At 47.5% G+C, this 25,498-nt stretch carries 24 protein-coding genes; 9 read left to right on the top strand and 15 right to left on the bottom strand.

Annotated features, from left to right (window positions below; genetic code table 11):
* Positions 1-85: 85 nt before the first annotated feature.
* Positions 86-730, bottom strand: a complete 645-nt coding sequence (locus NH568_RS06570; protein ID WP_253045926.1) for a cytochrome b/b6 domain-containing protein — start codon at positions 728-730, stop codon at positions 86-88.
* A 113-nt stretch (positions 731-843) separates the two neighbouring features.
* Entirely contained in the window at positions 844-1,998 is a 1,155-nt protein-coding gene (locus tag NH568_RS06565; protein ID WP_253045924.1) for an iron-containing alcohol dehydrogenase, read from the bottom strand.
* 152 nt (positions 1,999-2,150) lie between these two features.
* On the opposite strand from NH568_RS06565, the gene NH568_RS06560 reads away from it, so the two are divergent.
* From NH568_RS06560 to NH568_RS06550, 3 genes are all read left to right on the top strand, one after another.
* A complete protein-coding gene (locus NH568_RS06560) occupies positions 2,151-3,026 on the top strand; it encodes a LysR family transcriptional regulator (RefSeq protein ID WP_253045921.1) in 876 nt (291 codons plus the stop codon).
* Between the two features lie 84 nt (positions 3,027-3,110).
* Positions 3,111-3,593 (top strand): glutathione peroxidase, encoded by a 483-nt coding sequence (locus tag NH568_RS06555; RefSeq protein WP_253045919.1) that lies wholly within the window; start codon positions 3,111-3,113, stop codon positions 3,591-3,593.
* Position 3,594: 1 nt separating this feature from the next.
* Positions 3,595-4,038 carry a MarR family transcriptional regulator gene (locus tag NH568_RS06550; RefSeq protein WP_253045916.1) on the top strand — a complete coding sequence of 148 codons (444 nt, stop codon included), beginning with the start codon at positions 3,595-3,597 and terminating at the stop codon, positions 4,036-4,038.
* Between the two features lie 92 nt (positions 4,039-4,130).
* Here the strand turns inward: NH568_RS06550 and gltX are convergent, their stop codons facing one another.
* The 4 genes from gltX to proB all read right to left on the bottom strand — a co-directional run bounded on the left by gltX (position 4,131) and on the right by proB (position 8,355).
* On the bottom strand, positions 4,131-5,618 hold the full coding sequence (gene gltX, locus NH568_RS06545) for a glutamate--tRNA ligase (protein WP_253045914.1): 1,488 nt from the start codon (positions 5,616-5,618) through the stop codon (positions 4,131-4,133).
* A 100-nt stretch (positions 5,619-5,718) separates the two neighbouring features.
* On the bottom strand, positions 5,719-6,084 hold the full coding sequence (locus tag NH568_RS06540) for a glutaredoxin domain-containing protein (RefSeq protein WP_138551505.1): 366 nt from the start codon (positions 6,082-6,084) through the stop codon (positions 5,719-5,721).
* A 69-nt stretch (positions 6,085-6,153) separates the two neighbouring features.
* Positions 6,154-7,107 carry a GGDEF domain-containing protein gene (locus NH568_RS24180; protein WP_253045912.1) on the bottom strand — a complete coding sequence of 318 codons (954 nt, stop codon included), beginning with the start codon at positions 7,105-7,107 and terminating at the stop codon, positions 6,154-6,156.
* Positions 7,108-7,230: 123 nt separating this feature from the next.
* Positions 7,231-8,355, bottom strand: a complete 1,125-nt coding sequence (gene proB / locus NH568_RS06530; RefSeq protein WP_253045909.1) for a glutamate 5-kinase — start codon at positions 8,353-8,355, stop codon at positions 7,231-7,233.
* 180 nt (positions 8,356-8,535) lie between these two features.
* On the opposite strand from proB, the gene NH568_RS06525 reads away from it, so the two are divergent.
* A complete protein-coding gene (locus tag NH568_RS06525) occupies positions 8,536-8,739 on the top strand; it encodes a hypothetical protein (RefSeq protein ID WP_253045907.1) in 204 nt (67 codons plus the stop codon).
* Between the two features lie 18 nt (positions 8,740-8,757).
* Here the strand turns inward: NH568_RS06525 and NH568_RS06520 are convergent, their stop codons facing one another.
* Positions 8,758-9,258, bottom strand: a complete 501-nt coding sequence (locus tag NH568_RS06520; RefSeq protein ID WP_253045904.1) for a DUF1543 domain-containing protein — start codon at positions 9,256-9,258, stop codon at positions 8,758-8,760.
* Between the two features lie 135 nt (positions 9,259-9,393).
* Here NH568_RS06520 and NH568_RS06515 point away from each other — a divergent pair, with 135 nt between their 5' ends.
* The gene (locus NH568_RS06515; protein ID WP_253045902.1) at positions 9,394-11,037 is read left to right on the top strand and encodes an amidohydrolase; all 1,644 of its coding nucleotides are present in this window, start codon (positions 9,394-9,396) and stop codon (positions 11,035-11,037) included.
* 49 nt (positions 11,038-11,086) lie between these two features.
* Here the strand turns inward: NH568_RS06515 and NH568_RS06510 are convergent, their stop codons facing one another.
* Complete coding sequence (locus tag NH568_RS06510; RefSeq protein ID WP_253045899.1) at positions 11,087-11,317, bottom strand: YgjV family protein; 231 nt, start codon at positions 11,315-11,317, stop codon at positions 11,087-11,089.
* A gap of 316 nt (positions 11,318-11,633) precedes the next feature.
* Here NH568_RS06510 and NH568_RS06505 point away from each other — a divergent pair, with 316 nt between their 5' ends.
* Positions 11,634-12,290: a cyclic nucleotide-binding domain-containing protein gene (locus tag NH568_RS06505; RefSeq protein ID WP_054014430.1), complete on the top strand. Its 657-nt coding sequence runs from the start codon at positions 11,634-11,636 to the stop codon at positions 12,288-12,290.
* Positions 12,291-12,533: 243 nt separating this feature from the next.
* Entirely contained in the window at positions 12,534-14,483 is a 1,950-nt protein-coding gene (locus NH568_RS06500) for a hypothetical protein (protein ID WP_253045897.1), read from the top strand.
* A gap of 1,303 nt (positions 14,484-15,786) precedes the next feature.
* Here the strand turns inward: NH568_RS06500 and recA are convergent.
* Positions 15,787-16,839 carry a recombinase RecA gene (recA, locus tag NH568_RS06495; RefSeq protein ID WP_138551513.1) on the bottom strand — a complete coding sequence of 351 codons (1,053 nt, stop codon included), beginning with the start codon at positions 16,837-16,839 and terminating at the stop codon, positions 15,787-15,789.
* Between the two features lie 65 nt (positions 16,840-16,904).
* On the bottom strand, positions 16,905-17,396 hold the full coding sequence (locus NH568_RS06490; protein ID WP_253045895.1) for a nicotinamide-nucleotide amidohydrolase family protein: 492 nt from the start codon (positions 17,394-17,396) through the stop codon (positions 16,905-16,907).
* A 24-nt stretch (positions 17,397-17,420) separates the two neighbouring features.
* Here NH568_RS06490 and mutS point away from each other — a divergent pair, with 24 nt between their 5' ends.
* On the top strand, positions 17,421-20,006 hold the full coding sequence (mutS, locus tag NH568_RS06485) for a DNA mismatch repair protein MutS (RefSeq protein WP_253045882.1): 2,586 nt from the start codon (positions 17,421-17,423) through the stop codon (positions 20,004-20,006).
* Positions 20,007-20,052: 46 nt separating this feature from the next.
* On the opposite strand, the gene NH568_RS06480 is transcribed toward mutS, so the two are convergent.
* Positions 20,053-21,309, bottom strand: a complete 1,257-nt coding sequence (locus NH568_RS06480) for an outer membrane protein transport protein (protein ID WP_253045864.1) — start codon at positions 21,307-21,309, stop codon at positions 20,053-20,055.
* A 295-nt stretch (positions 21,310-21,604) separates the two neighbouring features.
* Here NH568_RS06480 and NH568_RS06475 point away from each other — a divergent pair, with 295 nt between their 5' ends.
* On the top strand, positions 21,605-21,916 hold the full coding sequence (locus NH568_RS06475) for a hypothetical protein (RefSeq protein WP_253045848.1): 312 nt from the start codon (positions 21,605-21,607) through the stop codon (positions 21,914-21,916).
* Here the strand turns inward: NH568_RS06475 and NH568_RS06470 are convergent.
* From NH568_RS06470 to rpoH, 4 genes are all read right to left on the bottom strand, one after another.
* Positions 21,876-23,114, bottom strand: a complete 1,239-nt coding sequence (locus NH568_RS06470) for an HD-GYP domain-containing protein (protein ID WP_253045844.1) — start codon at positions 23,112-23,114, stop codon at positions 21,876-21,878. The two genes, NH568_RS06475 and NH568_RS06470, sit on opposite strands and share 41 nt — an antisense overlap.
* Positions 23,115-23,279: 165 nt before the next feature.
* The gene (gene rraB, locus NH568_RS06465) at positions 23,280-23,615 is read right to left on the bottom strand and encodes a ribonuclease E inhibitor RraB (protein ID WP_253045841.1); all 336 of its coding nucleotides are present in this window, start codon (positions 23,613-23,615) and stop codon (positions 23,280-23,282) included.
* Complete coding sequence (locus NH568_RS06460; protein WP_253045838.1) at positions 23,590-24,327, bottom strand: 1-acylglycerol-3-phosphate O-acyltransferase; 738 nt, start codon at positions 24,325-24,327, stop codon at positions 23,590-23,592. The genes rraB and NH568_RS06460 overlap by 26 nt, the downstream gene beginning before the upstream one ends.
* Before the next feature lie 135 nt (positions 24,328-24,462).
* Complete coding sequence (gene rpoH / locus NH568_RS06455; RefSeq protein WP_054014420.1) at positions 24,463-25,326, bottom strand: RNA polymerase sigma factor RpoH; 864 nt, start codon at positions 25,324-25,326, stop codon at positions 24,463-24,465.
* Positions 25,327-25,498: the final 172 nt, after the last annotated feature.

Genomic DNA, 25,498 nt, shown 5'->3' with positions numbered 1-25,498 from the left:
CTCTGAGAGGTCATATCTGTTTAACTTTCCTGAAAAGGACGCTTTAAGTTATTAAAAGTTTAGCCTTTGCAGTAACTTAACTAAATTAAAATAACGCCATCAGTGGCTCATAGCCCCATGTGAACAACAACACAGCGCTCAGCACGACAAAAATCACATAGGCGATAAGACCACTGCGCATAGTAGGCGCAGATGATACAGACTCTGCTGTTTTGCCCGTCAGCAATGGCTTAACCAGGTTCTTGCCTCTCAATCGGTAAATCACAATCGCACTAATGTGAACAGCAATGGCAATCAATAAAATATCGATATTGGTATGATGAATATCCCCGGCAAGCTCGGCCCAGCTGTAAGGGACATGCGCCACCAGCGGTCCTTCTACCAGAATATCATCCGTCGTAAACAAACCAGAAATGAGCTGCACACTGATTAAGACAAAAAAGGCAAGTACCATCAGGCTGCCGGCCGGGTTATGACCGACATAGGACGCTGACGATTTTAACGAAGCCAAAATCGCTTTAGGTGAATGGAATAAGCTACTGAGTTTTGCCGTCTGACTGCCGATGATCCCCCAGATCAAACGTGTTGCCATGAGCGCCAGTAACACATATCCGGTTACAAAGTGGATCTCCAGCCAGCCTTCCTCACCGCTGAAATACAGCACAGCGATACCGATGACAAGTAACCAATGAAAGCCACGTATGAATCCATCCCAAACTTTAGTTGCCATTTTATTACCCCGAGTGATTTTGCTTTTAACCTTCGCAGAGTATCACAGGCAGGTAAAATACGTGAAGACAGGGCGATGATTTGCGCTCACCGCCCCAAACTGTGAGATTAACCTTACAGACACGCTTGCAAGATGGCGCGTGATTTAGTCAGATCAACCTGTTGATGTTCACCCAGGGCAACCATGCCGTGACGTTCAAGCTGTGCCACGATTTTGTCCGGAGCTTCTGCACCAACACCGTACTCACTCAGGCGGGTTTTCATGCCCAGAGACTGGAAAAAGGCTTCGGTTTTCTCAATGGCCTGCTCAATGGCCTGATCTTCATCGCCGATTTCTAACCCCATAACACGCTCGGCGTATTGTAGCAGTTTGCCGCGCTTTGCATCGCGCTGTTCATGCATCATGCGTGGTAACACAACCGCCAGTGTCTGAGCATGATCTAAGCCGTAAACCGCGGTCAGTTCATGACCAATCATATGCGTACCCCAGTCCTGTGGCACACCAGAACCAATCAGGCCATTAAGTGCCATGGTTGCTGACCACATAACATTGGCACGGACTTTATAATCCACTTGCTCAGAGAACAACTTAGGCCCTTCTTCCATCAACGTCAGCAACAGGCCCTCGGCAAACCGGTCCTGCACTTTTGCATCAATGGGGTAAGTCAGGTATTGCTCCATGACGTGGACAAACGGGTCGACCACGCCATTGATAAGCTGGCGCTCAGGCAATGAGGCCATGACCTGAGGATCCAATACCGCAAACTTGGGCTGCACCTTAGGCGAAGCAAATGGCAGTTTGTCATTAGTTTCTTTGTTGGATACCACACTGAAGCTGTTCGACTCCGAGCCAGTTGCAGGCAGGGTTAATACAACACCCAAGTCCAGTGCAGACTTTATTTCAGCGCCTTTGGCAAGAATATCCCATGGCTCACCATCAAACTCAGCCGCCGCAGCAATGAACTTGCTACCATCAATGACCGAGCCACCGCCCACAGCCAGCAAATAGGTATAGCCTTCCTGACGGATCAACTCTACCGCCTGCATACAGGTCTGATAGCTGGGGTTAGGTTCAATACCGCTAAACTCTCCCCAGCTATGATTGGCCAATGCATCGCTCACCTGTTGGTAAATCCCGTTACTTTTAATACTGCCGCCGCCATAAATGACTAACACTTTGGCATCCGCAGGAATGCTGTCAGACATCGCCCCTATCTGACCTTCTCCGAATAGGATCTGCGTTGGATTGTGAAAACTGAAATTCAACATGCTCTGTTCCTGTTAATTTGTGACTCGATATGAAACGACCCTCAGTCTAGCTTGCCCGTCTGTGATGATCATTAGTTAGCAGGCAAATTAATTTTGCCATACAGCAACAATGTAAATATTATATTTGAATTACTTGCACTGGAGAGATAAAAATGTGGCAGGGTTTGGATATTTTTCTCGCCGTTGTTGAACATGGCAGCTTTAGTCGAGCCGCACAGGCGCTGGATGTATCAACCTCTCATGTCAGTCGTCAGATCCAGCAGCTGGAACAACGGCTGGGCACCTTATTACTGCAACGCACAACACGCAGTATTAACCTTACCGATGCGGGCAAGCACTATGCCGCCAAGCTTAAGCTGATCCAGCAGGAGCTTAGCGAGGCCAACGATCAGCTGCTCGGTGGTCAGCAGATCCCCAAAGGGCACATACGTATTACCGGTGCCGGAGATTTTGTGGCCAACAGCGTCGCCCCGGTGATCGCTGAGTTTTGCCTGCAATACCCGGAAGTCACCGTAGAAATTGATTTTAATAACCGTAATGTCGATTTGGTTGAGGATGGCTTTGACCTGGCCATTCGCTTTGGCCGAATGCGCGACTCCAGCCTGATAGCCCGAAAACTGACCCCCAGACCCATGACCCTGGTTGCCAGCCCCGACTATCTCACCAAACACCCGGCCCCCACACACCCCCATCAGCTGAGTCAGCACAACTGCCTGCTGGCAGCTAATAACCGCTGGCGTTTTGCCATCGACGACAACATTGAAGAAGTCAAAGTCAGCGGGAACTGGCGGACCAATCACCCTCACGCTTTATTGCAGGCCTGCCTGCATGGTCTTGGCATTTCACACCTGGCGCGCGATATTGTTGAACCGCATCTTGCTTCGGGCGCGCTGCTCACCCTGCTGGATGAGTTCCAGGTCACGGACAATGCCTCCTGGCTGGTTTACCCTCGTAAAGATTTGATGCCGTATCGAGTGCGCTTACTCATTGATTTTCTGTTAGATCGCTTTAATACATCGATTGACTAAGGAAATCCGGCCGGATAAAACTTGATCTCTTCGCGGTGTTATACTAAATTAAATCGCACACGACATAATCACAAGAGATTTAAAATGACCAAACTATACGAGTTCAGTGCTAATACATTGCAAGGACAGCCTTTTGAATTTAGCAGCCTGCAGGGCAAGGTCGTGCTGGTTGTGAATACCGCCAGTCAGTGCGGGCTTACGCCTCAGTACGAAGGACTTCAGGCACTGCATGACCAATATGCAAACCAAGGCCTGGTCATTATAGGCTTTCCCTGTAACCAGTTTGGTCAACAGGAGCCTGGCAGTGCTACTGAGATACAACAAGGCTGTCTGATAAACTACGGGGTTGATTTTCAGATGATGGAGAAAATTGAAGTCAATGGAGACAATGCCCATCCATTGTATGGCTACCTGAAAGACGCCCTGCCCGGTTTGTTCGGTAACAAAATCAAGTGGAACTTCACCAAGTTTTTGCTGGGTAAAGACGGTCAGCCACTGGTACGCTATGCGCCGACCACAAAACCTGAGAAAATAAGCAAAGATATTGAAAAAGCATTAAGTGCATAAGATGAAAGAACAGCCGACGCAATTGCGTCTGGACAACCAACTATGTTTTAGCTTGTATGCCGCATCACGTCAGGTCACACGGCTCTATCAACCCTTGTTGAAAGCCCATGGCCTCACCTATCCGCAGTACATAGTCCTGATGATCCTATGGCAACAGGACGGGTTATTAGTAGGAGAGATAGGCAAGCGAGCACAGCTGAACAGCAACACGCTCACCCCATTGCTCAAACGACTGGCACAACAGGAGTTGGTGACACGGGTGCGCTCTGAGCGTGATGAACGCCAGTGCCATATCTATCTGACCGATGCAGGTAAAGCACTGGAGGCCGCCTGTAGCTGTATTCCCCAGCAGATGCTGACACAGACCAATATGCCAGTGGCAGATCTGCAACAGCTTAAGGCACTGCTGGATACCTTTTTAAGTAGCCAGCTCAGTGATAATTAGGCAATAAAAAAGGCTGAACCTGAGTTCAGCCTTTTTTTCCATGCACATCATTAAGCCCCGACATTATGGGGTTAATATGAGGCAGGACCTCATTACCCGATGCTAGGGTATTCGCGGTATGCTTTCTCAAGCTTCTTAGCTTGTTTCTTAGACACACCCAGGTGGTTCAGTGCCACACGTAAACGCGCACGCGACAAGTCTGAACCAAGAATTTCCATGGCATCAACCACTGAAGTCGATGAGGTTTTGCCAGTAATGGCAACGAAGATTGGTTCCAGGAAGTCTTTGATCTTCAGCTCATGGAAGGTCGCCACCGATTTAGCCACCGCAAAGACTTCACTCTTGTTCCACTGACGCAGCTTATCCAGCTCCCAGATGAAAAATTGCAGTGCCTGACGTACCGTTTCTTCCTCCGCCTTACCAGCTGTCAGTAGCGCAGGATCATACTCAGGAATTCCACCCACAAAGTGACCGGCAAGGCCTACCAGATCTGACAAAGTGTTAATGCGAGTCTTGGCTTCAGGCAACACACGCGCCAGCATCTGACCATTAAGTTTCCAGTCAACGAAGCGTTCAATTAGTTGCTCATCACTTAGATCTTCACGGATCCACAGACCATTCAACCAGCTCAGCTTATCGATATCAAATACCGGTCCACCCAGAGACACACGCTTCATGTCGAAGTGTTCAATCATCTCGGCCAGAGTAAACTTCTCGCGCTCATCCGGCATAGACCAACCCATACGGCCCAGGTAGTTCAGCACTGCTTCAGGCAGGTAACCCATTTCTTTGTAGTAGTTAATCGAAGTGGGGTTTTTGCGTTTTGACAGTTTTGATTTATCAGGGTTACGCAATAACGGTAAGTGACCCAGTACCGGTGCTTGCCAGCCAAAGTCTTCGTACAGCTTCAGCAACTTAGGCGCCGAGTTGATCCACTCTTCACCACGGAAGATATGGCTGATCTGCATGTGGTGATCGTCAACCACATTGGCCAGGAAATACGTCGGAAACCCGTCCGCTTTTAGCAGCACTTGCATATCAACGTTTTCCCACGGGATCTCAATCTCACCGCGTAAGTAGTCGTTAAACTTAAAACTGCCTTCTTCGGGGATCATCATACGGATCACGTATGGTTTACCTGCATCCAGATTTGCCTGAATTTCTTCCTGACTCAATTTTAGCCCACGACCGTCATACTTAGGACGCAAGCCTTCCGCCATTTGCTGTTCACGCATTTCGTCCAGCTCTTGCGCCGTTGCGAAGCAGTAAAACGCCTTGCCTTCTTCCACCAGCTGATGAGCATATTTTTTATATAAATCGCTGCGTTCAGACTGACGGTAAGGGCCAAACTCGCCGCCCACATCCGGTCCATGATCCCACTCAAGGCCCAACCAGCGCAGGCTGTCCATAATAGCCTGCTCAGATTCAGGTGTGCTTCGTTGCTGATCGGTATCTTCGATACGCAGTACGAATTCACCGTTTTGCTGTTTCGCAAAGCAGTAGTTGAATAACGCAATATAGGCCGTGCCTAAATGGGGATCGCCCGTCGGTGACGGGGCAACACGCGTGCGGATAGTCATGTTTTTTCTCTTAAATTATGTCTAATGAGGTCATGGGGCTAATGCTAGCATAGCCCCTTGTACGGGCAAACCGCTGATGTGCAGTTTACGGATGTCGCGCTCAGGCTGCCTGCTCAAGCTTTTGTAAGTAAGCAACAATATCGTTCGATTCATATAACCAGGTCACCTGGTTTTGTTCTTCAATTCGAAGGCAAGGCACCTTAATTTTACCACCCTGCTCTTGCAGCTCCTGACGGTATACCTGATTGTTCATGGCATCACGGGTTTCCAGCTTCAGCCCTTCGCGCTTAGCGGCGCGGCGTACCTTGACGCAAAACGGGCAGCCCTTGAACTGATACAACTTCAGCTTAGCAGTTTGCGCATCCAACTTCGCCTGCGCATCTGCCGGACGTTTTTTACTACGCGGGGTAAAGATAAAATCAAACAGTAAGATCAGACTGCCGAGCAGCATACGGATTAATTTCATAGTTAGACTCCAGGATTCTCATGGCGCGTAGAATACCACAAACTTCCCAGATAATTGGTACATATTGGCTTAAAAAAGTTCGATATCTGAGCTTGCTACCTGTTCAGATTCAAGTCCCAGAGCACCGAAAAAGACGACTTTATTCCGGCCATGCTGTTTGGCATGATAGAGCGCCCTGTCTGCCTGGTTAACTAACTCAGAGACTTGCATCACGTCCGTGACTTCAGTGTAGCCTCCACTCAGCGTGACGGTCTTTACCTGGGGAAACGTAGCCATGCCTACGACATCGCGCACCCTGTCCAACAATGACTGCGCCTCTGTATCTGAATGTGCCTGAAACAGAATGGCAAACTCCTCTCCACCGTAACGAAAGACATAGTCTTCTGCGCGAAAATTGTCTTTGAGGTATTGTGCAGTCAGCAAGATCACTTCATCACCAATGACATGACCAAAGGAGTCATTCACACGCTTAAAGTGGTCGATATCAAACAGCGCCAGGTACCAATTTCGCGCATTATGTGCTTCCCTTGGCTGTAAAAAGCCCTGCCCAGATGCTATCTGAAGCACTCTTTCGTCGAACGTTTGCCTGTTGAGTAACTGAGACAAAGGATCAATTCTGGCTAATGCTAATGTATGCCACTGATGAAAGAATACATTCATCAAATGTGCAGTCAGGTTACAGTTGGCTGGGGTGAGCGCCTCGTAGACCCAAAGTAAGCCAATAACCTGGTCGTCAAGTCGCAAAGGCATGCAGGTGTAGGATTTGCTGATCAACGCGGGCTTGCCTCTGCACAACTGCGCTTTTTCCAGCATATCTTCTAATGCCAGCGCCTGTTCCACATGCTGTTGATAAACCAGCTTCAGGGACTCTTTGCGCGACAAACTGGGCCGAATAAAAAAGCTTAGCGCCGAATCTGGCAGCAAAGATGCCAGAATGTCACAAAACTGCTGATACAACGCCTGCTCTTCTTTAAGCTGCAATAAGCTGATGGTGTATTCGTGTCCGCAAGTGGATGTAGTCACGTGGTTGCCCGGTGATCAGATTCACTCTAAAGATTAGCGTTTATTTACCAGCTTTCAATAATCCCTTGCAAACATGCCTGCGCAATGAATCCTGTGCAATTGACGCAGGCGGAGGGTGAAGTCTTAAACTGAACCGGCATACATATCCAATAACACCAAATCATCGCGGTGCACAACAACGTTGGACGCTGGGTAGCCCAGTGTCAAGGGGATCTCACTGCTGTGTAAGCGTTTAATTTGATCCATTTCCTGATGATCAAATGCCACTAACCCTTTTGCAACCAGCTGACTATCCAGGTCTCGTATTTCTATCACGTCACCGCGAGAAAACTCTCCTCCGCTAGCGACTACCCCTTTGGCCAACAAGCTTGCCCCCTGGTGCGAAATAGCCGCCACCGCGCCGGGATCACATTGTATATACCCCGTTGATTTAGGACCTGAAAGCAGCCATTTTTTACGTCCCTCCAGGGGCGCATCAAAGCGAACAAAGGTAGTACTTTCTGCTGTGCCTGCCATGACCTGTTCGATTACCTGCGGCTCAGCACCTTTAGCAATAATGGTCTCGATACCGGCGCGTTGTGCTGTACGCGCAGCTTCGAGTTTTGTATACATACCACCTGTGCCCAGCTTGCTACCCGCGCCTCCTGCTAATGCCATTAAAGACTGGTCGATAAACTCGACTTCCGAGATCAGCGTGGCAGTAGGATTGCTACGAGGATCGGCGGTGAACAAACCCGGCTGATCCGTCAACAGCATAAGCTTATCAGCGTTGGCCAGAATAGCCACGAGCGCTGACAAGTTGTCATTATCACCGACTTTAATTTCAGATGTGGCAACGGCATCATTTTCGTTCACAATGGGGATCACCTGATGTTTCAACAACTGAGTGATAGTATCCCGAGCATTGAGGTACCGCTCCCGGTCTTCAACATCTGCGCGGGTTAGCAACAGCTGAGCCACAGGCTGATCATACAAGGAAAACAACGACTGCCAAAGATGGATAAGCTGACCCTGACCAATGGCGGCCAGCATCTGTTTCTCTGCAATCGAAACACCCACACTGTGTGCGACAGCATCTCTTCCGGCTGCGACTGCACCGCTGGACACCAGTACGGGTAAATACCCCTGCTGTTTTAGTGTCATACACTGGGTGACGATATCGACCATACGCGGCTTATTCAGCTTATCTGTACCAGCTGTTAATACACTGGTACCCAGCTTGATCACTACTACCTTACTTTTTTTCATTCCTCATTCCTTCACTGTACAAATGACAGGCATTGAGCCCTGTTATAACACGAAGGTGGACGCAAAAAAATCGGTGACCTTAAAAAGCGCTGGATCAAAGAAAAGCCCACTATCGCTTGCGTTGTAAGGCCAACTCGTTTAAAAAGCCAGTGACATTAAGTATTGAATGGGGCTGACACCATGAGCAAACCAAATAAAGAACTGAAAATGCTACCTTTACTCTTTATAAGTATCGCGCTGTGTATTGGTGGGCACTTTATTTTGCAGCCCAACTACCAGGATAGCCACATCGCAGAATATGCCTTAGCGGCCCTGCCTTTTCTGATGTTTGCCATCGTCATTATCGCCATAAAAATCGCTATCAAAGCAGATAAAGAGGACTGAATAACGGGGCTTTGGCAGTCACAGTTTGTGATAACCAAACCATTGTGGGGCAAGCGATTGTGACTGGCCACTGGGCGTCAGACGAACATAGTGCTGGCCATCAATGAGATCTAACATCATACAGTCGTCTACCTCATACAAATCATCTTTATGGCGCAATTCCACCTGAGGCAGCAAAGTGTCTAAAGCGCGTGCCTTTGCAGCCTGTGCTGAAGGTGCAACAAACAACCCAAATGCATGCTGCTCTGCCAGAGTGTCGCGCTGATATCCACCCAGATTAACGAAATAAAGGTTAGGCTGTTGTGCAGGCGGTTCGCTAACCAAATCCACCTGATACCCGTCGATATGCTGAAGGGCCACATAGCTGTCCATATGTACTTTGTCCTTGTCCCCAACCCATTGTTGCTTCAGGGCGCTAAAGGTTTCTTCGATACGCTCACCAACAACAAAACGTATGTCGTGCATTTCAATATGACAGCCACTCAACCGCCCGCCCAGGTACACCATAAATAACTGCATGTCTGACCCCAATAACTGTATTTGCCATCATTTTATAGTAACACAGTCACTTTTTGGTCTCAGTTCGATGTCTTTTTAAGAGAAAATACGGTATTGGTGGATAAACGAATAAAATAACACAAGGAAAACCCTGTCATGATCCGGTTAATTTACCTGGCACTGTTCTTGTTCAGTGGGATCAGCATGGCTCAGTTCACACTGATACACAATGTCAACGGCTACACACCAACCCGAAGCGGAGAAATTAACACCTTTTCCACCCTGATTATCAAAGATGGTAAAGTCGTCAGAACCGGCGACAAAGAACTGGCTAACCAGTACCCCAAAGCCAGTAAATTTAATGGACAGGGAATGGCTTTACTGCCCGGTCTGATTGATGCGCATGGCCATGTTATAGGACTGGGAAATAACCTCTCCCGACTTGATATTCGTGAAGCTGGTTCAGTCGAAGAAGTCGGCAAATTATTAGCCGCTTTCAGCAAAGAAAACCCCAAAGGCTGGATCCTGGGACGAGGCTGGGATCAAACTCGCTGGACCCCCAGTACATTTCCAACGGCTGAGGATCTGGACAGATTTGTCAAAGACAGACCTGTTGTGCTTACTCGTGTTGATGGACACGCAATCTGGGTGAATAGTCAAGCCATGGCGCTGGCCGGGATTGACGCCCAGAGCCAATCTCCCGCCGGCGGAGAGATTATTCGCCACACTTCTGGCAACCCTACTGGTGTGTTTATCGATAAAGCTGAAAGCCTGATAAGAAAATACATCCCCCCCACCTCATCTGCACACTTAAGTCAGTCTCTGAATAAAGCCGGCGCACATCTGCTCAGCCTGGGGATTACCAGTGCGCACGATGCGGGCATAGGCAAACAAACCTGGAAGCTGTACCGAAGCCGCGCAGAATCCCAAACCTTACCACTGCGTATCTATGCCATGCTCAGCGCAGCAGATCCGCAGCTGGATAGTATGCTGCAAGCCGGTGTCTACAAAGATAAACGCGATATGCTGTCTATCCGCAGTGTCAAAATCTATGCAGATGGAGCGTTAGGCAGCCGTGGGGCTGCGCTGCTCAAAGACTATAAAGACCGTCAGGGATATCGGGGACTGATGCTTGAGCAACCTCAGCACCTGGAAAAACTTATTTCACAGGCAGTCAGGCATGGTTTCAGTGCACATACTCATGCAATAGGTGACCGAGCCAACCGTCTGGTGTTGGATAGCTATGAGAAAGTCTTTAAAACAACCGGTGGGAAGCTCTTAAGGAATCGGATAGAGCATGCCCAGATCATTGAACCGGACGATATTCCCCGCTTTAAAGCACTCGACATTATTCCGTCAATGCAACCCATCCATGCAACATCGGATATGCACATGGCTGAGCAGAGGCTCACCGACGAGCAATTACAAGGTGCCTATGCGTGGCAAACTTTCTTGCAACAAGGTAGCAAAGTCGCAGCAGGATCAGACTTTCCCGTTGAACTGGCGAACCCTTTCCATGGTCTGCATGCAGCCGTTACCCGTATGAATGCCCAGCAATACCCACAACAAGGCTGGCGCAATCACGAACGACTAACCCGTAAGCAAGCCTTGCAGGCATTCACTCTCGATGCAGCTTACGCTGCTTTTCAGGAATTCAAATTAGGTAGTCTGGAGCAGGGGAAATGGGCTGATTTTATCTTACTGGACAAAGATTATTTTAAGGTGCCGGAGCAGGAAATAAGAGATATTCAGGTCATGCAAACCTGGATTGCAGGTCAGTTACGGTATTCGAAAGATTAGTTGATGATAAAATAAATACACAGCGCGGTCGTGTAACCGCGCTCGTGCTTTATGACTGAGGACTGTTATCTGCCTTGTGCAGCTTAGCCAGATGATAAATGTTCACCAGTGCCAACAAACCATTGGTTAAGGCAACAGGCCAGGCCGTGATCATCACCCCATATATGGTGAAACATATACACCCTGCGAGGTTGAACCAACGTAATTTAACCACATTGGACATCATCAGAGAAATGACTAAAAAAGCAGACGCAACATAACCTAAAAGTTCCCAAGTCATTTGTTCTCTCCTCGCAAGTGAGTTAGCATTATTCAGTGTAGACGCCAAGGCTCAGAATGCTGGATAATGATATCAGCTTAGCTGGCGTCGGCCTGCGTTAATAACAAACGCGGTTGCCATCAACACGGGCTACACGAATAAAAAGGCTAACTCACTAAACCCCACAGAAATTAGGACCTGAAATAAGCTCTAACACGGGAACGGGGGTGAAAAGCACTTAGCCTCTCAATCGGGTGAGTTAGCGTGAAACCGATAAGTGTCATGCTATCTTCATAACAAATTAATAAATAGGACAATTGTCCGAAGAGCCATCCAGATGTTTCAATATCATTTTTCAACCACTTTGGTGGAACAGCTGCTCAGTTTTGCAGGTAACAGTTTTCAGCACACAAAAAAAGAAGTGCTAATCCATCAGGATGAGCCACTCACAAAGCTGATTCTGGTGAGAAGTGGTACGGTGTCCTTCAGTTACGATGTCGGTAATGGCCGGCGTCTGTTGCTTGGCCAGCTGGACTGCAATAATACTTTGATAGGTGAAATTGAAGCGCTAAATAATCAACCCTGTATATACACTGTGACGTGTCTTAATGATGTCCAATATAATTTGATTGAACTCAAACATTGGCGACAACTGTTGCTTTCTCAGCCTGAATTGAGCCTGTATACCGCACAAACCATTGCTGCAAAATTCACTGAGAACCAAAAAATAAACCTGGATAAATTGTTACTGCCATTGAGTTACAATATTGCTAAAGATTGTCTGCTCAGAGCCGAAAACAATCATCCAGCACTGTTACGTGCCTATTCAACGGTCAGTGCTGAAGCTGAACGGTTCGCCACAACTGAGCGCGCATATCGCCGAGTGGTCACTGAGCTTGTTGAAAAAGGGTTAATAGTAAGAACATCAGACGGCTTGAAGCCCGTGGATTTGACTAAATTGCAAGCATTTATAGACGCATTTGCACAAATTTAATCGTTCATTATTCTTCAGAAAAATGGATTATTAACACATATAGCTTAATAACCTAAAAGTACATCAGTAGGTTATTATTTTATGTGAAATTTTGGATAAAGTTCGAGCAGTTCACTTGACGAAAAATTAATGTCGGCTTATCCTCTAAACACTAATTTGCATGCGGGGCAAGGCTCTCTTACATCTGCAAAGCATTAGTGACTACTCTCAGTTTACTTGGATTTAAAGGAAAAGGTAAAAATCATGGGAAACAAACAATTCAAACTAACTAAACTTGCCCTAGCATTGGGTTTATCAGTTAGTTTAGCAGGCTGCTTTAGCGACAATGACAACAACGTTGACATCAAGCCGCCACCGGAAGACAAAACAGTTGCAGTTTTACCTGGCGACATTGTTGTTGAAAAGCAGGCTGGCTCATTCTCAATCGTAGTAACAGATTCTGCAGGGCAGCCTCTGAGCGATGAAGTTAGCGCTACTATCAACTTCACTGGCAGCAACGCTGCGAGCATTCTGAACACTGCGGGCACCGCACTAACAGACGAAGATAAAGCAGCAACAGGCAGTTCATTTGCATTTACCGTTAATGAAATCCCTGCTGACGGCCTGTCCTTTGATTTTGTGATCACAGCAGACGGCTTCCTTTCGAATTCAGGTACTGTTGAACTGTCAAGCACAGACACTGATGTTGCTGATCAGGTTCGTCTTACCGCTCGCTCTCTTGAGCAAGCAGATAACGCGGCACCTATCATTGCGACCACAAGTACACTGGCTGACGTTGCTGGTGAAGGCGTAACAACGTCATACACAGCGGCAGGCGGTCTGGCACTTGAAGGCGCAGACAGCATCACTCTGACCAAAGATCTTGATGCGGCTAAAAACACCAACAAAGCAGCTGGTGGTGTAGCGGTTACTTTGAACAACGGTACAAAATTCCTTGACAAAGACAACAATGAACTCCAGTCAGTACCAACTCTGACTGTTGCTTACTTCGGTAACGAAGCAACACGTTCAACTTCTGAAGAAGATACTGCCGCTACACAAGAGTCTTCTCTTGATGCTTTCCCTGGCGGCCTTGGTCTGACAGTCGCTGAAGACGAAGCAACTAGTCGTGAGGGTTCATTCTCAACGGGTGGTTTTGTAGCAATCGAGCTAGTTGACGAAAATGGTACTAAAGTTGACAACTTCGCTGATGGTGACATCAAAGTTGCAATGAAGATTGACAAGAACACGTCAAACACCTGTCCGATGACTTTTGACGGCGACGCGTCTGATGCAGCTGCAGTTAAAGCGGCAGCAGAAGCAGCTGACGGCATGTTTAAAAACGGTGTATGTACTCAAGCTGCAGCACCACGTCAAATCGCAGTGAACGATATCTTCCCTGTGTGGAGCTACGACGAAGATGCTGGTAAGTGGTCTTTCGAAAGCTATGGTGTAGTTAAAGCAGATGAAAACGCAGAAGCAACAACACACAACGTAGCAGTATCGGTTAATCACCTGTCTTACTGGAACCTGGATTTCTTCACTTACATCATCGGTGCTGATAAGTGTGATAACCGTCGCCTAAGCTTCGACATCAAGGATTCAAACGGCAATGACAGCCAGGTATATGCAGATGTACTGGTTGAAGCTAACAGCTACCGTCTACTGATTGGCGCATATAACCGTACTGACCTTGCAAAAGGTACTTTCAGAAACCCACCTTCATTCCCAGTTAAACTGAAAATGATGAAAGACGGTGAGAACATTCTGGATGGTGTCACGCTTGCTGATGGTACAACAACGCTTAACCTGGATGATGATGGTGCAGCATCAGGCGTACAATTCACTGACCTGTGTGACCTAGATGGCGGTACCCTGCAGCTGACTACAGCGCCTGCTACTAACATTGTTAAGCCACTAACACCTCAGTTTGTGTGTGCAAGCAACGATGCAGACGAGCAACCAACACCAATCTCTACACCAACTATCGCTCAGCTGTTCCGTGGTGGTCGCTTCGTTAAGACCTTCTACCCTTCAGGTCAGTTTGAAGTAAGCCTGGAAAGTGGTGATTCGGCAGCTTACACCGTTCGTTATAAGAACCCGAACAACAACACTTGGTTCACTCAAGCCATTGAAGCTAACACAACTGCTGCAACGCTTGATATTCCAGTTACTTGTACTGTTCAGAACCTAACAGGTACTGGCGGTAGCTAATTACTAGAGTAAACTGAATTAAAGCCGCGTTTACGCGGCTTTTTTATTGTCTTTGAAATAATATCAATTTCACGTAAAGCTTGTTCAATATGAACCAGCAAGTATGACGCTAACGGCGTTAAAAATTTCTTATTTATAACCTATGCCTTAGGGTGAGTTCGCCGTTCTTATCCCCGTCTTTATCGGGCTAATTGTCTCAACGGCATGGACGCATGCACAGTGCTACCAGCAATATTTTCTTTTCTCCGAATAGAACTCTCAACTATTCAAATTGCTACAACTCGTACGATTGCGGTCGCTGAAACGGATGTGAGAAAATCGCAACGATACTCAGACAAAATTTTATCATCATTAGATATATTCCGAGCTCATTGGTATTTTTCCCACGTTAAATGAGTTGGAGGACTAATCATGCTAAACCTTTGAATTACGATGCCAAGCGGAACAAAGAATTAGAGTACAGGTTCCATGCAATCTTATACCAATTTCACTTAATACCTGTTCAATTTGAAGGAGCAAGTATGGCACTTACGGCATTAAAAATTTCTCATTTAGAACCTTTACCTAAGGTATAAGTTCGCACATTTTCGCCTCGCCGATATGGACATAGGTGCCTCAGCGATAGCAGGACGCGTGAGCGGTGTTATCGACCTTATTTTCTCGCCTCAAAATAGAACTCTTAATTAAGCAAATTGGTATTAATCAACTCATTATTGTTCTGTCAGTTCGATCAACAAACTCCAAGAGTGCTCTTCCATACCTATTTCAAATCGGATAATTCTCACCAACCTGTATACAACCCCTGCTTGCTGGAATGACAAGGTGAACATCTTAGGTCCAATACTCAAGGCTCTGCACTGGCTTGCATTGCCGGTCACAATGGCGATTTGCAAGTTGATACAGCAACCGAGACGAGACTACACGCAAGGACAACTGTATGCCTATAGCCTTAGCAGAATGCAGTATCAGTCATACTGTATACGTATCACAATGCGATCTGTTATGTCTGTACAACCGTGACAGCTTGCCAACGCGGGTAAAGGATAAATCAACCTTGTTGAAAGGCGTTCTATGATAATAAGGCGGCTTTGAATATTTGATGGGGTGACTCAGGCTGCTGTCCGTCAATATAAAAAGAATAGCGAATAGCTTGATCAGAAATGAGAAGGAATATCCTTTCAATAGCACTATGCAGGCATTCAGACACATCGAAAGGAGGGGTCGTAACGACCGGCAGTACACTAAACAATGGCAAAAGGAGCACCCATATGAACTGCTGAGTGCTCCGCTACGCTAGTAGTCTTTATAGCTCCAGATCTTGCGTGTCAGCCAGACCTTGATCTTCACCTTCTTCCGGCTTAATGGTTGCCTGTAGAAGTAACATTTCACGTAACTTGCCTTCGATTTCATCAGCAATTGCCGTGTTTTCTTTCAGGAACTTAATCGAGTTCGCTTTACCCTGGCCAATCTTATTACCATTATAGCTAAACCAGGCACCCGCTTTATCAACCAGCTTATGCTTCACGCCTAAATCAATCAGCTCACCCTGCTTAGAGGTACCTTCACCATACATGATGATAAATTCAGCTTGCTTAAATGGCGGAGCTACTTTGTTCTTAACAACCTTAACTCGGGTTTCGTTACCGATAACCTCATCGCCCTCTTTCACAGAGCCGATACGACGAATATCCAAACGCACAGAAGCGTAGAACTTAAGCGCGTTACCACCGGTTGTAGTCTCCGGGTTACCAAACATCACACCAATCTTCATACGAATTTGGTTGATAAAGATGCATAGGGTGTTTGAGCGCTTGATATTGGCCGTCAGTTTACGCAAAGCCTGAGACATCAGACGTGCTTGTAAACCTACGTGGGTATCACCCATCTCGCCTTCAATTTCAGCTTTTGGCGTCAGTGCTGCAACAGAGTCCACTACAACTACGTCTACCGCACCTGAGCGTACCAGCATGTCACAGATCTCAAGAGCTTGTTCACCCGTATCAGGCTGAGATACAAGTAGATCGTTTACATTGACACCCAGTTTTTCTGCATAGACAGGATCCAGCGCGTGCTCAGCATCCACGAACGCACACGTTTTACCTTGCTTTTGTGCTTCTGCAATGGCCTGTAGTGTCAGCGTTGTTTTACCTGATGATTCAGGACCATAAATTTCTACAATACGACCAGTTGGCAAGCCGCCGATACCCAAAGCAATGTCCAGTCCCAGTGAGCCTGTTGAAACGGCTTCAATGTCCAGCGCCTGGCTGTCGCCTAGTTTCATGATAGAGCCTTTACCAAATTGTCTCTCGATCTGAGACAATGCAGCGTCGAGCGCTTTTTGTTTGTTATCGTTCATTTGCTTCTCCAATCTAGCGTATTGACGACAAGTATACTGTATAGAATTACAGTATCAAGCATATTTTAAGCATTTAGCAGAGAAATTATTTTTCTTATTGAAAATTCAATAGCTTGCTCTCTAACTTCCGCTCTACTACCGCTAAAACTCCCCCGTTCACACAGTACTTTTCCCTGTAAATAGAAGCCAAACCATACAGTACCCACAGGTTTGTCCGATGACCCTCCTCCAGGTCCAGCAATACCGGATACCGCAATCGCTACATCTGCTTGTGCCGCAGCGGCCGCGCCCTGCACCATCTCATAAACCGTCTGCTCACTGACTGCGCCAAACTCTGCCAGGGTCTTCTGTGCAACGCCTAATAACTCTGATTTTGCATCGTTGCTGTAAGTAACAAAGCAACGCTCTATATAAGCTGATGACCCTGGTGTATCTGTTAACGCATAGCTAATGCCACCACCAGTACATGATTCTGCAGTAGTGATTGTCATCGCGTTATTCGTTAGAATAGTGCCCAATTGTGCCGCCAGCCCGGCTATCTCAGTATGAAGCTCCATACTCATTTCCTTTAGGTATAAGTAATGTCGTTAGATCTTTATTCCGAACATACTATAAAACAACAAACCCCTATGATGCAGCAGTATCTTAGGATCAAAGCACAACACCCGGATATTCTGCTGTTTTATCGTATGGGTGATTTCTATGAGCTGTTCTTTGACGATGCCATCCGCGCCGCCCAACTGCTGGATATTTCCCAGACTCATCGAGGTAAAGCGGGCGGTGCGCCCATTCCAATGGCTGGGGTGCCTTATCATGCAGTTGAAAATTACCTGGCTCGATTGGTCCAGATGGGCGAGTCTGTGGCGATCTGCGAGCAGGTCGGCGACCCCGCGACCAGCAAAGGCCCTGTTGAGCGCAAAGTCGTACGTATCGTCACCCCAGGTACAGTGACCGATGAAGCCTTACTGCAAGAACGTCAGGACAACCTGCTTGCGGCTCTGTGGCAAGATAAACAACACTATGGCGTGGCTTACCTAGACATCAACTCCGGACGATTTAACATAGTTGAGCTGACCACCGACGAAGCGCTGAGCTCTACGTTACAGAGGTTACAACCCGCAGAGTTACTTTACCCCGAGTCATTTAGTAACCTGTTGGTGCTTGAGCAGGTGAAAGGAGCCAGACGGCGCCCGGACTGGGAATTTGATCTCGACACCGCCACCCATCTGCTTTGCCAGCAATTCGGTACACAGGACCTCATCGGCTTTGGTGTTGCAGAAGCCAAAACGGGGTTAGTTGCAGCTGGATGTGTGATGCAGTACGTCAAAGACACTCAGCGCACTGCACTGCCCCATATTCGGGCCATTACGCTGGAGAAAAACGAGCATGCAGTGATTCTGGATGCCGCCACGCGTAAAAACCTTGAACTGACTGTCAACTTGTCTGGCAGTATAGAGAATACTCTGGCACAAGTACTGGATAAAACAGCGACCCCTATGGGCTCGCGATTGCTAAAACGACGCATTCACACACCGGTGCGTAACCGTGATGAGCTCAATGCCCGGCTCAATGCCATTGCCAGCCTGATCGAATCCCAGCTTAATATCGAGGTGTACGACGGTCTGCGTCAGATTGGTGATATCGAACGTGTGGTTGCTCGCCTGGCGCTGTGCAATGCGCGCCCAAGAGACCTCACCCGGTTACGTAATGCATTGCAGGCCCTGCCGCCGCTACATCAACTACTTGGAGAAAGTCGCGATCCAAGACTGCAGCAGATCCGCACACATTCTCCGACTTTGCCAAAACTTCAGGAATTGTTAGAGCGTGCCATCATAGACAACCCACCCGTACTGATCCGCGATGGCGGTGTAATTGCACCCGGTTACAACAGTGAGCTGGATGAATGGCGTGCTCTCAGTGAAGGGGCCACTGATGTACTGGATCAGCTCGAAGAGCGTGAGCGTGAGCGCACTGGGATCAGCACACTGAAAATTGGCTACAACAAAGTCCATGGGTTTTATATTGAGATCAGCAAGGCCAACTCACACCTGGCGCCGCCTGAATATATTCGTCGTCAGACACTGAAAAACAACGAGCGTTATATCATTCCCGAGCTCAAAGAGCACGAAGACAAGGTGCTGGGCAGTCAGAGCAAGGCACTGGCGCTCGAAAAGCAGCTGTATGAAGAGCTGTTTACTTTGATTGCGCCCTATATCGAGCAGCTACAAACCATGGCGGCGGCGCTGGCCGATTTGGATGTACTCAATACCCTGGCAGAGCGGGCGCAAACGCTGGATTACTGTAAACCTGAACTGAGTAATGGCGATGAGATCCACATCGAAGCCGGTCGTCACCCGGTCGTGGAGCAGGTCAGTAAAGAACCCTTTATTGCCAATCCGGTCCACCTCAATGCGGATCGCAAGATGCTGATCATCACAGGTCCCAATATGGGCGGTAAATCGACCTACATGCGTCAGACAGCGCTGATAGTTCTGATGGCACACATTGGGAGTTATGTCCCTGCCAGTGCAGCTCAAATAGGCAAAGTTGACCGCATTTTCACCCGAATCGGCGCCAGTGACGATCTGGCTTCCGGACGCTCAACCTTTATGGTTGAAATGACCGAAACGGCCACCATACTGAACAACGCAACGGCACAGTCTCTGGTCTTAATGGACGAAATTGGCCGGGGTACCAGTACCTACGACGGTCTCTCTTTGGCTTATGCGACCGCCGACTATCTGGCCGGTAAGATAGCAGCTAAGACACTGTTTGCCACCCATTATTTCGAGCTGACGGAACTGGCTGAGCAGCAATCTGGCCTGGTCAATGTGCACCTTGACGCCGTTGAACACAACGACACCATCGCGTTTAAACACACAGTCATGGAAGGCGCCGCGAGTAAAAGCTTTGGTTTGCAGGTAGCCGGACTGGCAGGAGTACCCAAAGCTGTGCTGGCCATGGCTAAGCGCAAACTGGCCTTGCTGGAGCAGCACCAAAGTGTGGTCGAAAGCCCGCAGACAACCCCGGCATCCCAAATACAGCAAAGTTTGCCTTTGGTCAGTGAACCGTCTGAAGTCGAACAAATGCTTGCAGAGATTGACCCGGACGAGCTATCGCCCCGAGCAGCTCACGACCTGCTTTATCAATTGAAAGCACTCCTGTAAGCAATAAAAAAGCGGCTCTCTAGCCGCTTTTTTATTACGCATATGTTCAGAAGCTGTGATTATACTGAATGCCCACAACCGTAGCATGACCTTTGGACTTAAAGCCCCACTCGCTACCAAGGCTATCTTTCTCAACAAAGGTCTGAGTTTTACCACGCAGGATACTCAAACCAAAGTCCAGACTGGCAGCGTCATTCAGATGATATTCTGCGCCAAAAGAGTACCAGGTTCGGTCCGTATCCGGGATGGAGATAGACATATGCGACTCATTGGCCGGTGAGCTGTCATAAGCCAGACCTGCACGCAATTTCAGAGACTCACTCCACTGATAATCGCCCCCAACAGAGAAACGTAATGAGTTATCAAAAAGCTCCTGTTTATTAAACACGGGCTTACCGGCCACTTGCGCTTCAAGCTCCTGGAAGCTGTTCCAACCCGTCCACAGCACGCTGTAGTGCAACGTCATAGGCTCAGTCAGTTTATGTGTACCAGAAATTTCTGCTATCGCAGGAAGTGTCAGCTCCAGTGTACCAGCCAGCGCAGCGCCATTGGTTCCACCAAGTACCGCCGGGATCTGGTTACTGAAATGACCGTCAAAGGTAATATCTGTTTCACTACGATAATGAAAACCTAACCGGTTGTCTGCATCAATTTGATAACTCAGACCCAGGTTCCAGCCATAACCACTGTCGTCACCCTCCAGATTAACCACTTCAGTACTGGCCGAAGCCTGTAACGGGTTTGCACCCAAATGACGGATCACTTTTGCGTCGGCATAAACATGATTCAGGCCCAGTGCCAGTGTCCATTGTGCGTCAATTTCATAGGCCACAGAGACACCCGTATTGATCGTAACTATTTCAGTCTCACCTGCCAGCTGGCCGGCAACATAGTCTTTATCGAACTCAGTTGCCAGACCAAATTGAGAGTAGATCCCCGCACCGACAGACCACTGCTCGTTCAAACGTGCTGTCATAAATACGGCAGGTACCACGGCACTTGGCGCAATGCTGTTATCGTCCAACAGGTTTGCAGGTAACCCATTGTTAGTAGATGTACCTTCTAAGCTAACATCCGGCTCAACATACATAGCTGCAGCACTCACCTGAACGCCCTCGAACTGGCCCATTAACGCAGGGTTACGTGCCACAACCGACGCATCATCAGCGGCACTGGCTTCGCCAGCATAGGCACGGCCCAATCCGGAAACATTTTGCTCAGCCAGCTGAAATGCCGCTGCCAGTGACTGCGAAGACGCCGCCATCAAACCTGTCGCAACCAATGCGCGTAGTACTGTATTCATTCTCAACCTCAAATGTTATTCAACAAGAATAAAAAATTGCCCACACAGTACATAAAAGACGAAGAAAAATCCGCTACTTAAATGCTTTTAACCACCCAATTGAGCAAAATTGGAACATTTAAAGCATTTTATTAACACATCAGATCAGAACAAGAGCAATTACTCTAACCCCATTATCACAGCCTCAAATGATATTAATTCTCATTATTATTGAAAAGAGGTAGATGTTTCGCATATACTCTTAGCCACATTCACAGCTCTGAAGGTTCAGGGTATTTGTAGGGAGGTTAGGTCTATGCTGGCAGTATTGATGATCGGTGCACTGACATTCTGTGGACTTAGCATCTACAGTCTGTGCAAAGCAAACTATTGTGCTTGTCAACGGGCTGGGCAATGCGACAACCCGCTCAACCATTACTGGTTAGCAGCAATACTCAGTGCCCTGCTTGCCTTAATGTTTAGCTGTCTGGCACTGCATACTGAAAAAGGAACTCTGGTGTGGATCCTGATGATGGCCAGCTGCCTTGCCGGAGCCTTGTTATCTGCGCAATGGCAAAAGCGTAAGCTTAAACGAGCAGATGATCTTTTAACAGACGGGATAAATTGATTTGATAATCTAAAGGTCGAACGGTAGATGCGATCTTGATTTTATCTTGCTCGTTTAAATCAATATCTTTGGCTGTGATATGGTGCATATGCTTGGTATTGTAAAAGACTCGTACTTTGGGTGCGGTCGGTGCACCTCGATTACCTTCCAATACGAGCGCCAGGCGCTCATTACTGAGCTTAACAATCGTGCCTACCGGATGTACACCTATACACTTGATAAAATGTTGCACCAGCACAGGATCAAACTGAGCCTTGTTAGCCAGCAAATACCGCAATGCTACCAGGGGCTCGTCGCCATCTCTGTGAGGGCGCTCTGCGGTCATCCCCTCATACACATCCACAATGGCCATTATACGCGCAGCTTTGCTGATCTGCATACCTTGCAGGCGGCGAGGATAACCACTACCATCCAGGCGCTCATGGTGGCTGACAATCATATCGAGCATCAGTGGAGTGATCCCAGGTGCGTCACGGGTAAGCCCGAGAGACTGCGCAACATGGCGTTGCATGGTTTTCATTTCCAGCTTGTTTAGCGGGCCATTCTTATCGATGATCCCCTGAGGTATCTTGGTATGTCCGACGTCATGTAGCATTGCACCAATGGCCATTTGTTCAATTACCTTCTTACCAAGGCCCAGATACTTTGCAAAGACGGTGACCAGGATGGCACAGTTGATCATATGGCGCCAGTTAAACCCCTCTTTGTCTTTGATCCGGGTAAGGATTGCCATAGCATTGGTGTTTCTCAGCACAGATCCGACGATTTCCTGACTGATATCATTGATCAGTGTCATATCGACCTGCATGCCTGCAGTTAAATTACCATACAGCATTTGCAGTTGCTTATTGTGCTGTTCAAACTGCCTCGCTGCGTTGGCAAACTCATCTTCAAGACTGATTTCTTTGTCTTTAGTGGGCTGTGCCTTTATTTCCTTGGCAGGTTTTTCTTTTGGCTTCGCTTCTGGTTTGTCTGGCTTTATTTCAGGGGCCTGGTATTTTTCAGGTACCGGAATATCACTTTGAGCAAAGTCGATATTCAGCTCAACCACCCCGTTCGCGGCCAGACGGGCAATGATAGCTTCATCCCGAACCATGCCTCGAGATTTGATTTTAACTTCAGCGCCTGACTTTTGCTTGTGAACGCTGTCCACAAACATGCCGGGTTTTAACTCTTCAATAGGGAGGGTGACTCGCATATCGCTCGCATGATGCCTGGCGGCAGTGTAAATTGCACTAATATGCATAGGCCAGACTAAATTGTCTAGTAAATGGTGTGAGTTTAAGAAAAAAGAATGAGTGTATATTAATTAATGTGCAGTCAGAGGCTAAACAGCACTCTGACCTATTGTTGAGATGCTGAATTACTCCTGGAAGTAGGTGCCCCAACCATCATATTCAACGCCACAGTGTGTAGCAATTTCAACCAGCTTGGTGACATCTTCCATAATCACTTCAGCATCTAGTTCAGCTTCAACCACTACATCAAAACCCCAGATTTTGCTGCCATCTTCCAGTTCAAGCTCCGCTGGATCTTCTACATCATAACCTAGTTTAAAGGCAGCAAGCGCTGCTTGTTCAAGTTTCTCAAAGTCTTCACTGACAAAATGATGCTCTACTTCATACAATATATCGGGGTTCGATCCATCCTCTAACAACGACTCAACGATGTCTTCACTGATCTCTTGCCAATTTTCCACGTGCTGCTCTCACTTTTTCGTCTAACTGTGCAATATGTTCCGCCATTTTAGCATGGATCTGCTTAGCATGCTCTCGCGCTGGTGTGTCTTTATCTAACGGAATTGGCGCCAGAATATCAATATAGACAGTGCCATTATCCCAGCGATTGAGTTTGATCTGACCTGCTGTGTTGTTCATACACACAGGTACGACCGGCACATCTGCACTCATCGCAGTATGAAACGCCCCGGTTTTAAAGGGTAATAAGCCCCTGCCATAGCTACGCGTGCCCTCCGGAAACATCCACAGAGACATTCCCCGTTGTTTGATTTTCGCGATAGACTTGCCCAATGTATTCACCGCTTTAGTGCGATTGGCTCGGTCGATTAAAATGTTGCCGGACAACCAATATAGTTGCCCGAAAAATGGCACCCATTTCAGGCTTTTCTTACCCATACTTACCGTGTTGTGCGGTACAACAGCAGGCAAAGTGAACAAGTCATAGTTGTTTTGATGATTGGCAATGTACATGGCCGGGCCAAGATCTTTTGCACCGGGATCAATCGAGATTTCCAGTTTAACCCCGATCACACGGGACATCTTGCCAAACCAGGAGGCAATCACATGCACATTATTGGCATGGAATGGACGGATAAGGCTTAATGTCAGGCCTGCCAGACAACTGAGGATAATGAACAGCGCCATTGCCAGAATTCGAACTACAGCTAACAAAATAGAGACTCCTATTATCAAGTCGGCGCATTATAATCAAATAGGCGTACACTTGTAAGCTCAATTTTATTACAGTCATAAAAAATGCCGCTCTATTGAGCGGCATTCTACAATTTCTTTATACGGCTTATATAATTAGCTCATTGCTGCCTGCAACTTCTTCATTGCAGATTTTTCCAGCTGACGCACTCGCTCCGCTGACACCTGGTATTTATCCGCCAAGTCTTGTAACGTGGCCTTATCTTCTGATAACCAGCGCGCGGCAACGATGTCCTGAGAACGCTCATCCAGCGTCTTCATGGCTGCAATCAGGCGGTTTTGTGATTGCTCCTGCCATTGCTCTTCTTCAATCACTTCTGCCACATCACTGCTGGCATCCGTTAAATACTGAACCGGTGAGAAGCTGCTGCTCGGTGCATTGTCGTCATCGTCTGACGTCAGGTCAAAGCCCATGTCCTGACCACTCATCCGCGATTCCATTTCACGTACTTCTTTTTCGCTCACACCCAGTTCATTAGCAACTGTGGTGATCTCTTCCTGGTTAAACCAACCCAGACGCTTTTTGTTTTTGCGCAGGTTGAAGAATAGTTTACGTTGCGCTTTGGTCGTCGCAACTTTAACAATGCGCCAGTTTTTAAGCACGTATTCGTGGATTTCAGCCTTGATCCAGTGTACTGCAAACGACACCAGACGCACACCCACTGTCGGATTGAAGCGCTTCACCGCTTTCATCAGACCGATGTTGCCTTCCTGGATTAAGTCTGCCTGTGGCAGGCCATAACCAGAGTAGCTTTTGGCAATATGCGCAACAAATCGTAAGTGAGAGATAATGAGCTGCTTTGCTGCGTGCAAATCCCCATCCTCGTGTAGGCGGGTTGCCAGCGCTTTCTCCTGCTCAGCATCCAGCATCGGAATAGAACTTACCGATTGTAGGTAGCCTTCTATACTCGCGCTTTGTTGCCCAGCGGTCAGTGCCATCGCATAAATGTCTTTACTCATTTTTCACCTCAGTGATAATTCGTTTTGCCAATTTTAGCACTCTTTACCTTAGAGTGCTAAATGCAATCTACTACTTTTCACCATCAAAGATCAAGCCTTTTATTATTACACTTTAATTAATAATTAAACCTTTGATTTATATAATTTATTTCAACTGTAAAAAAGTGAGGTT

Source organism: Pseudoalteromonas sp. XMcav2-N, assembly GCF_024124545.1.
GTDB lineage: Bacteria > Pseudomonadota > Gammaproteobacteria > Enterobacterales > Alteromonadaceae > Pseudoalteromonas.
The sequence above is the reverse complement of the archived record's forward strand: the minus strand, read 5'-3'. Positions and strand labels throughout refer to the sequence as shown.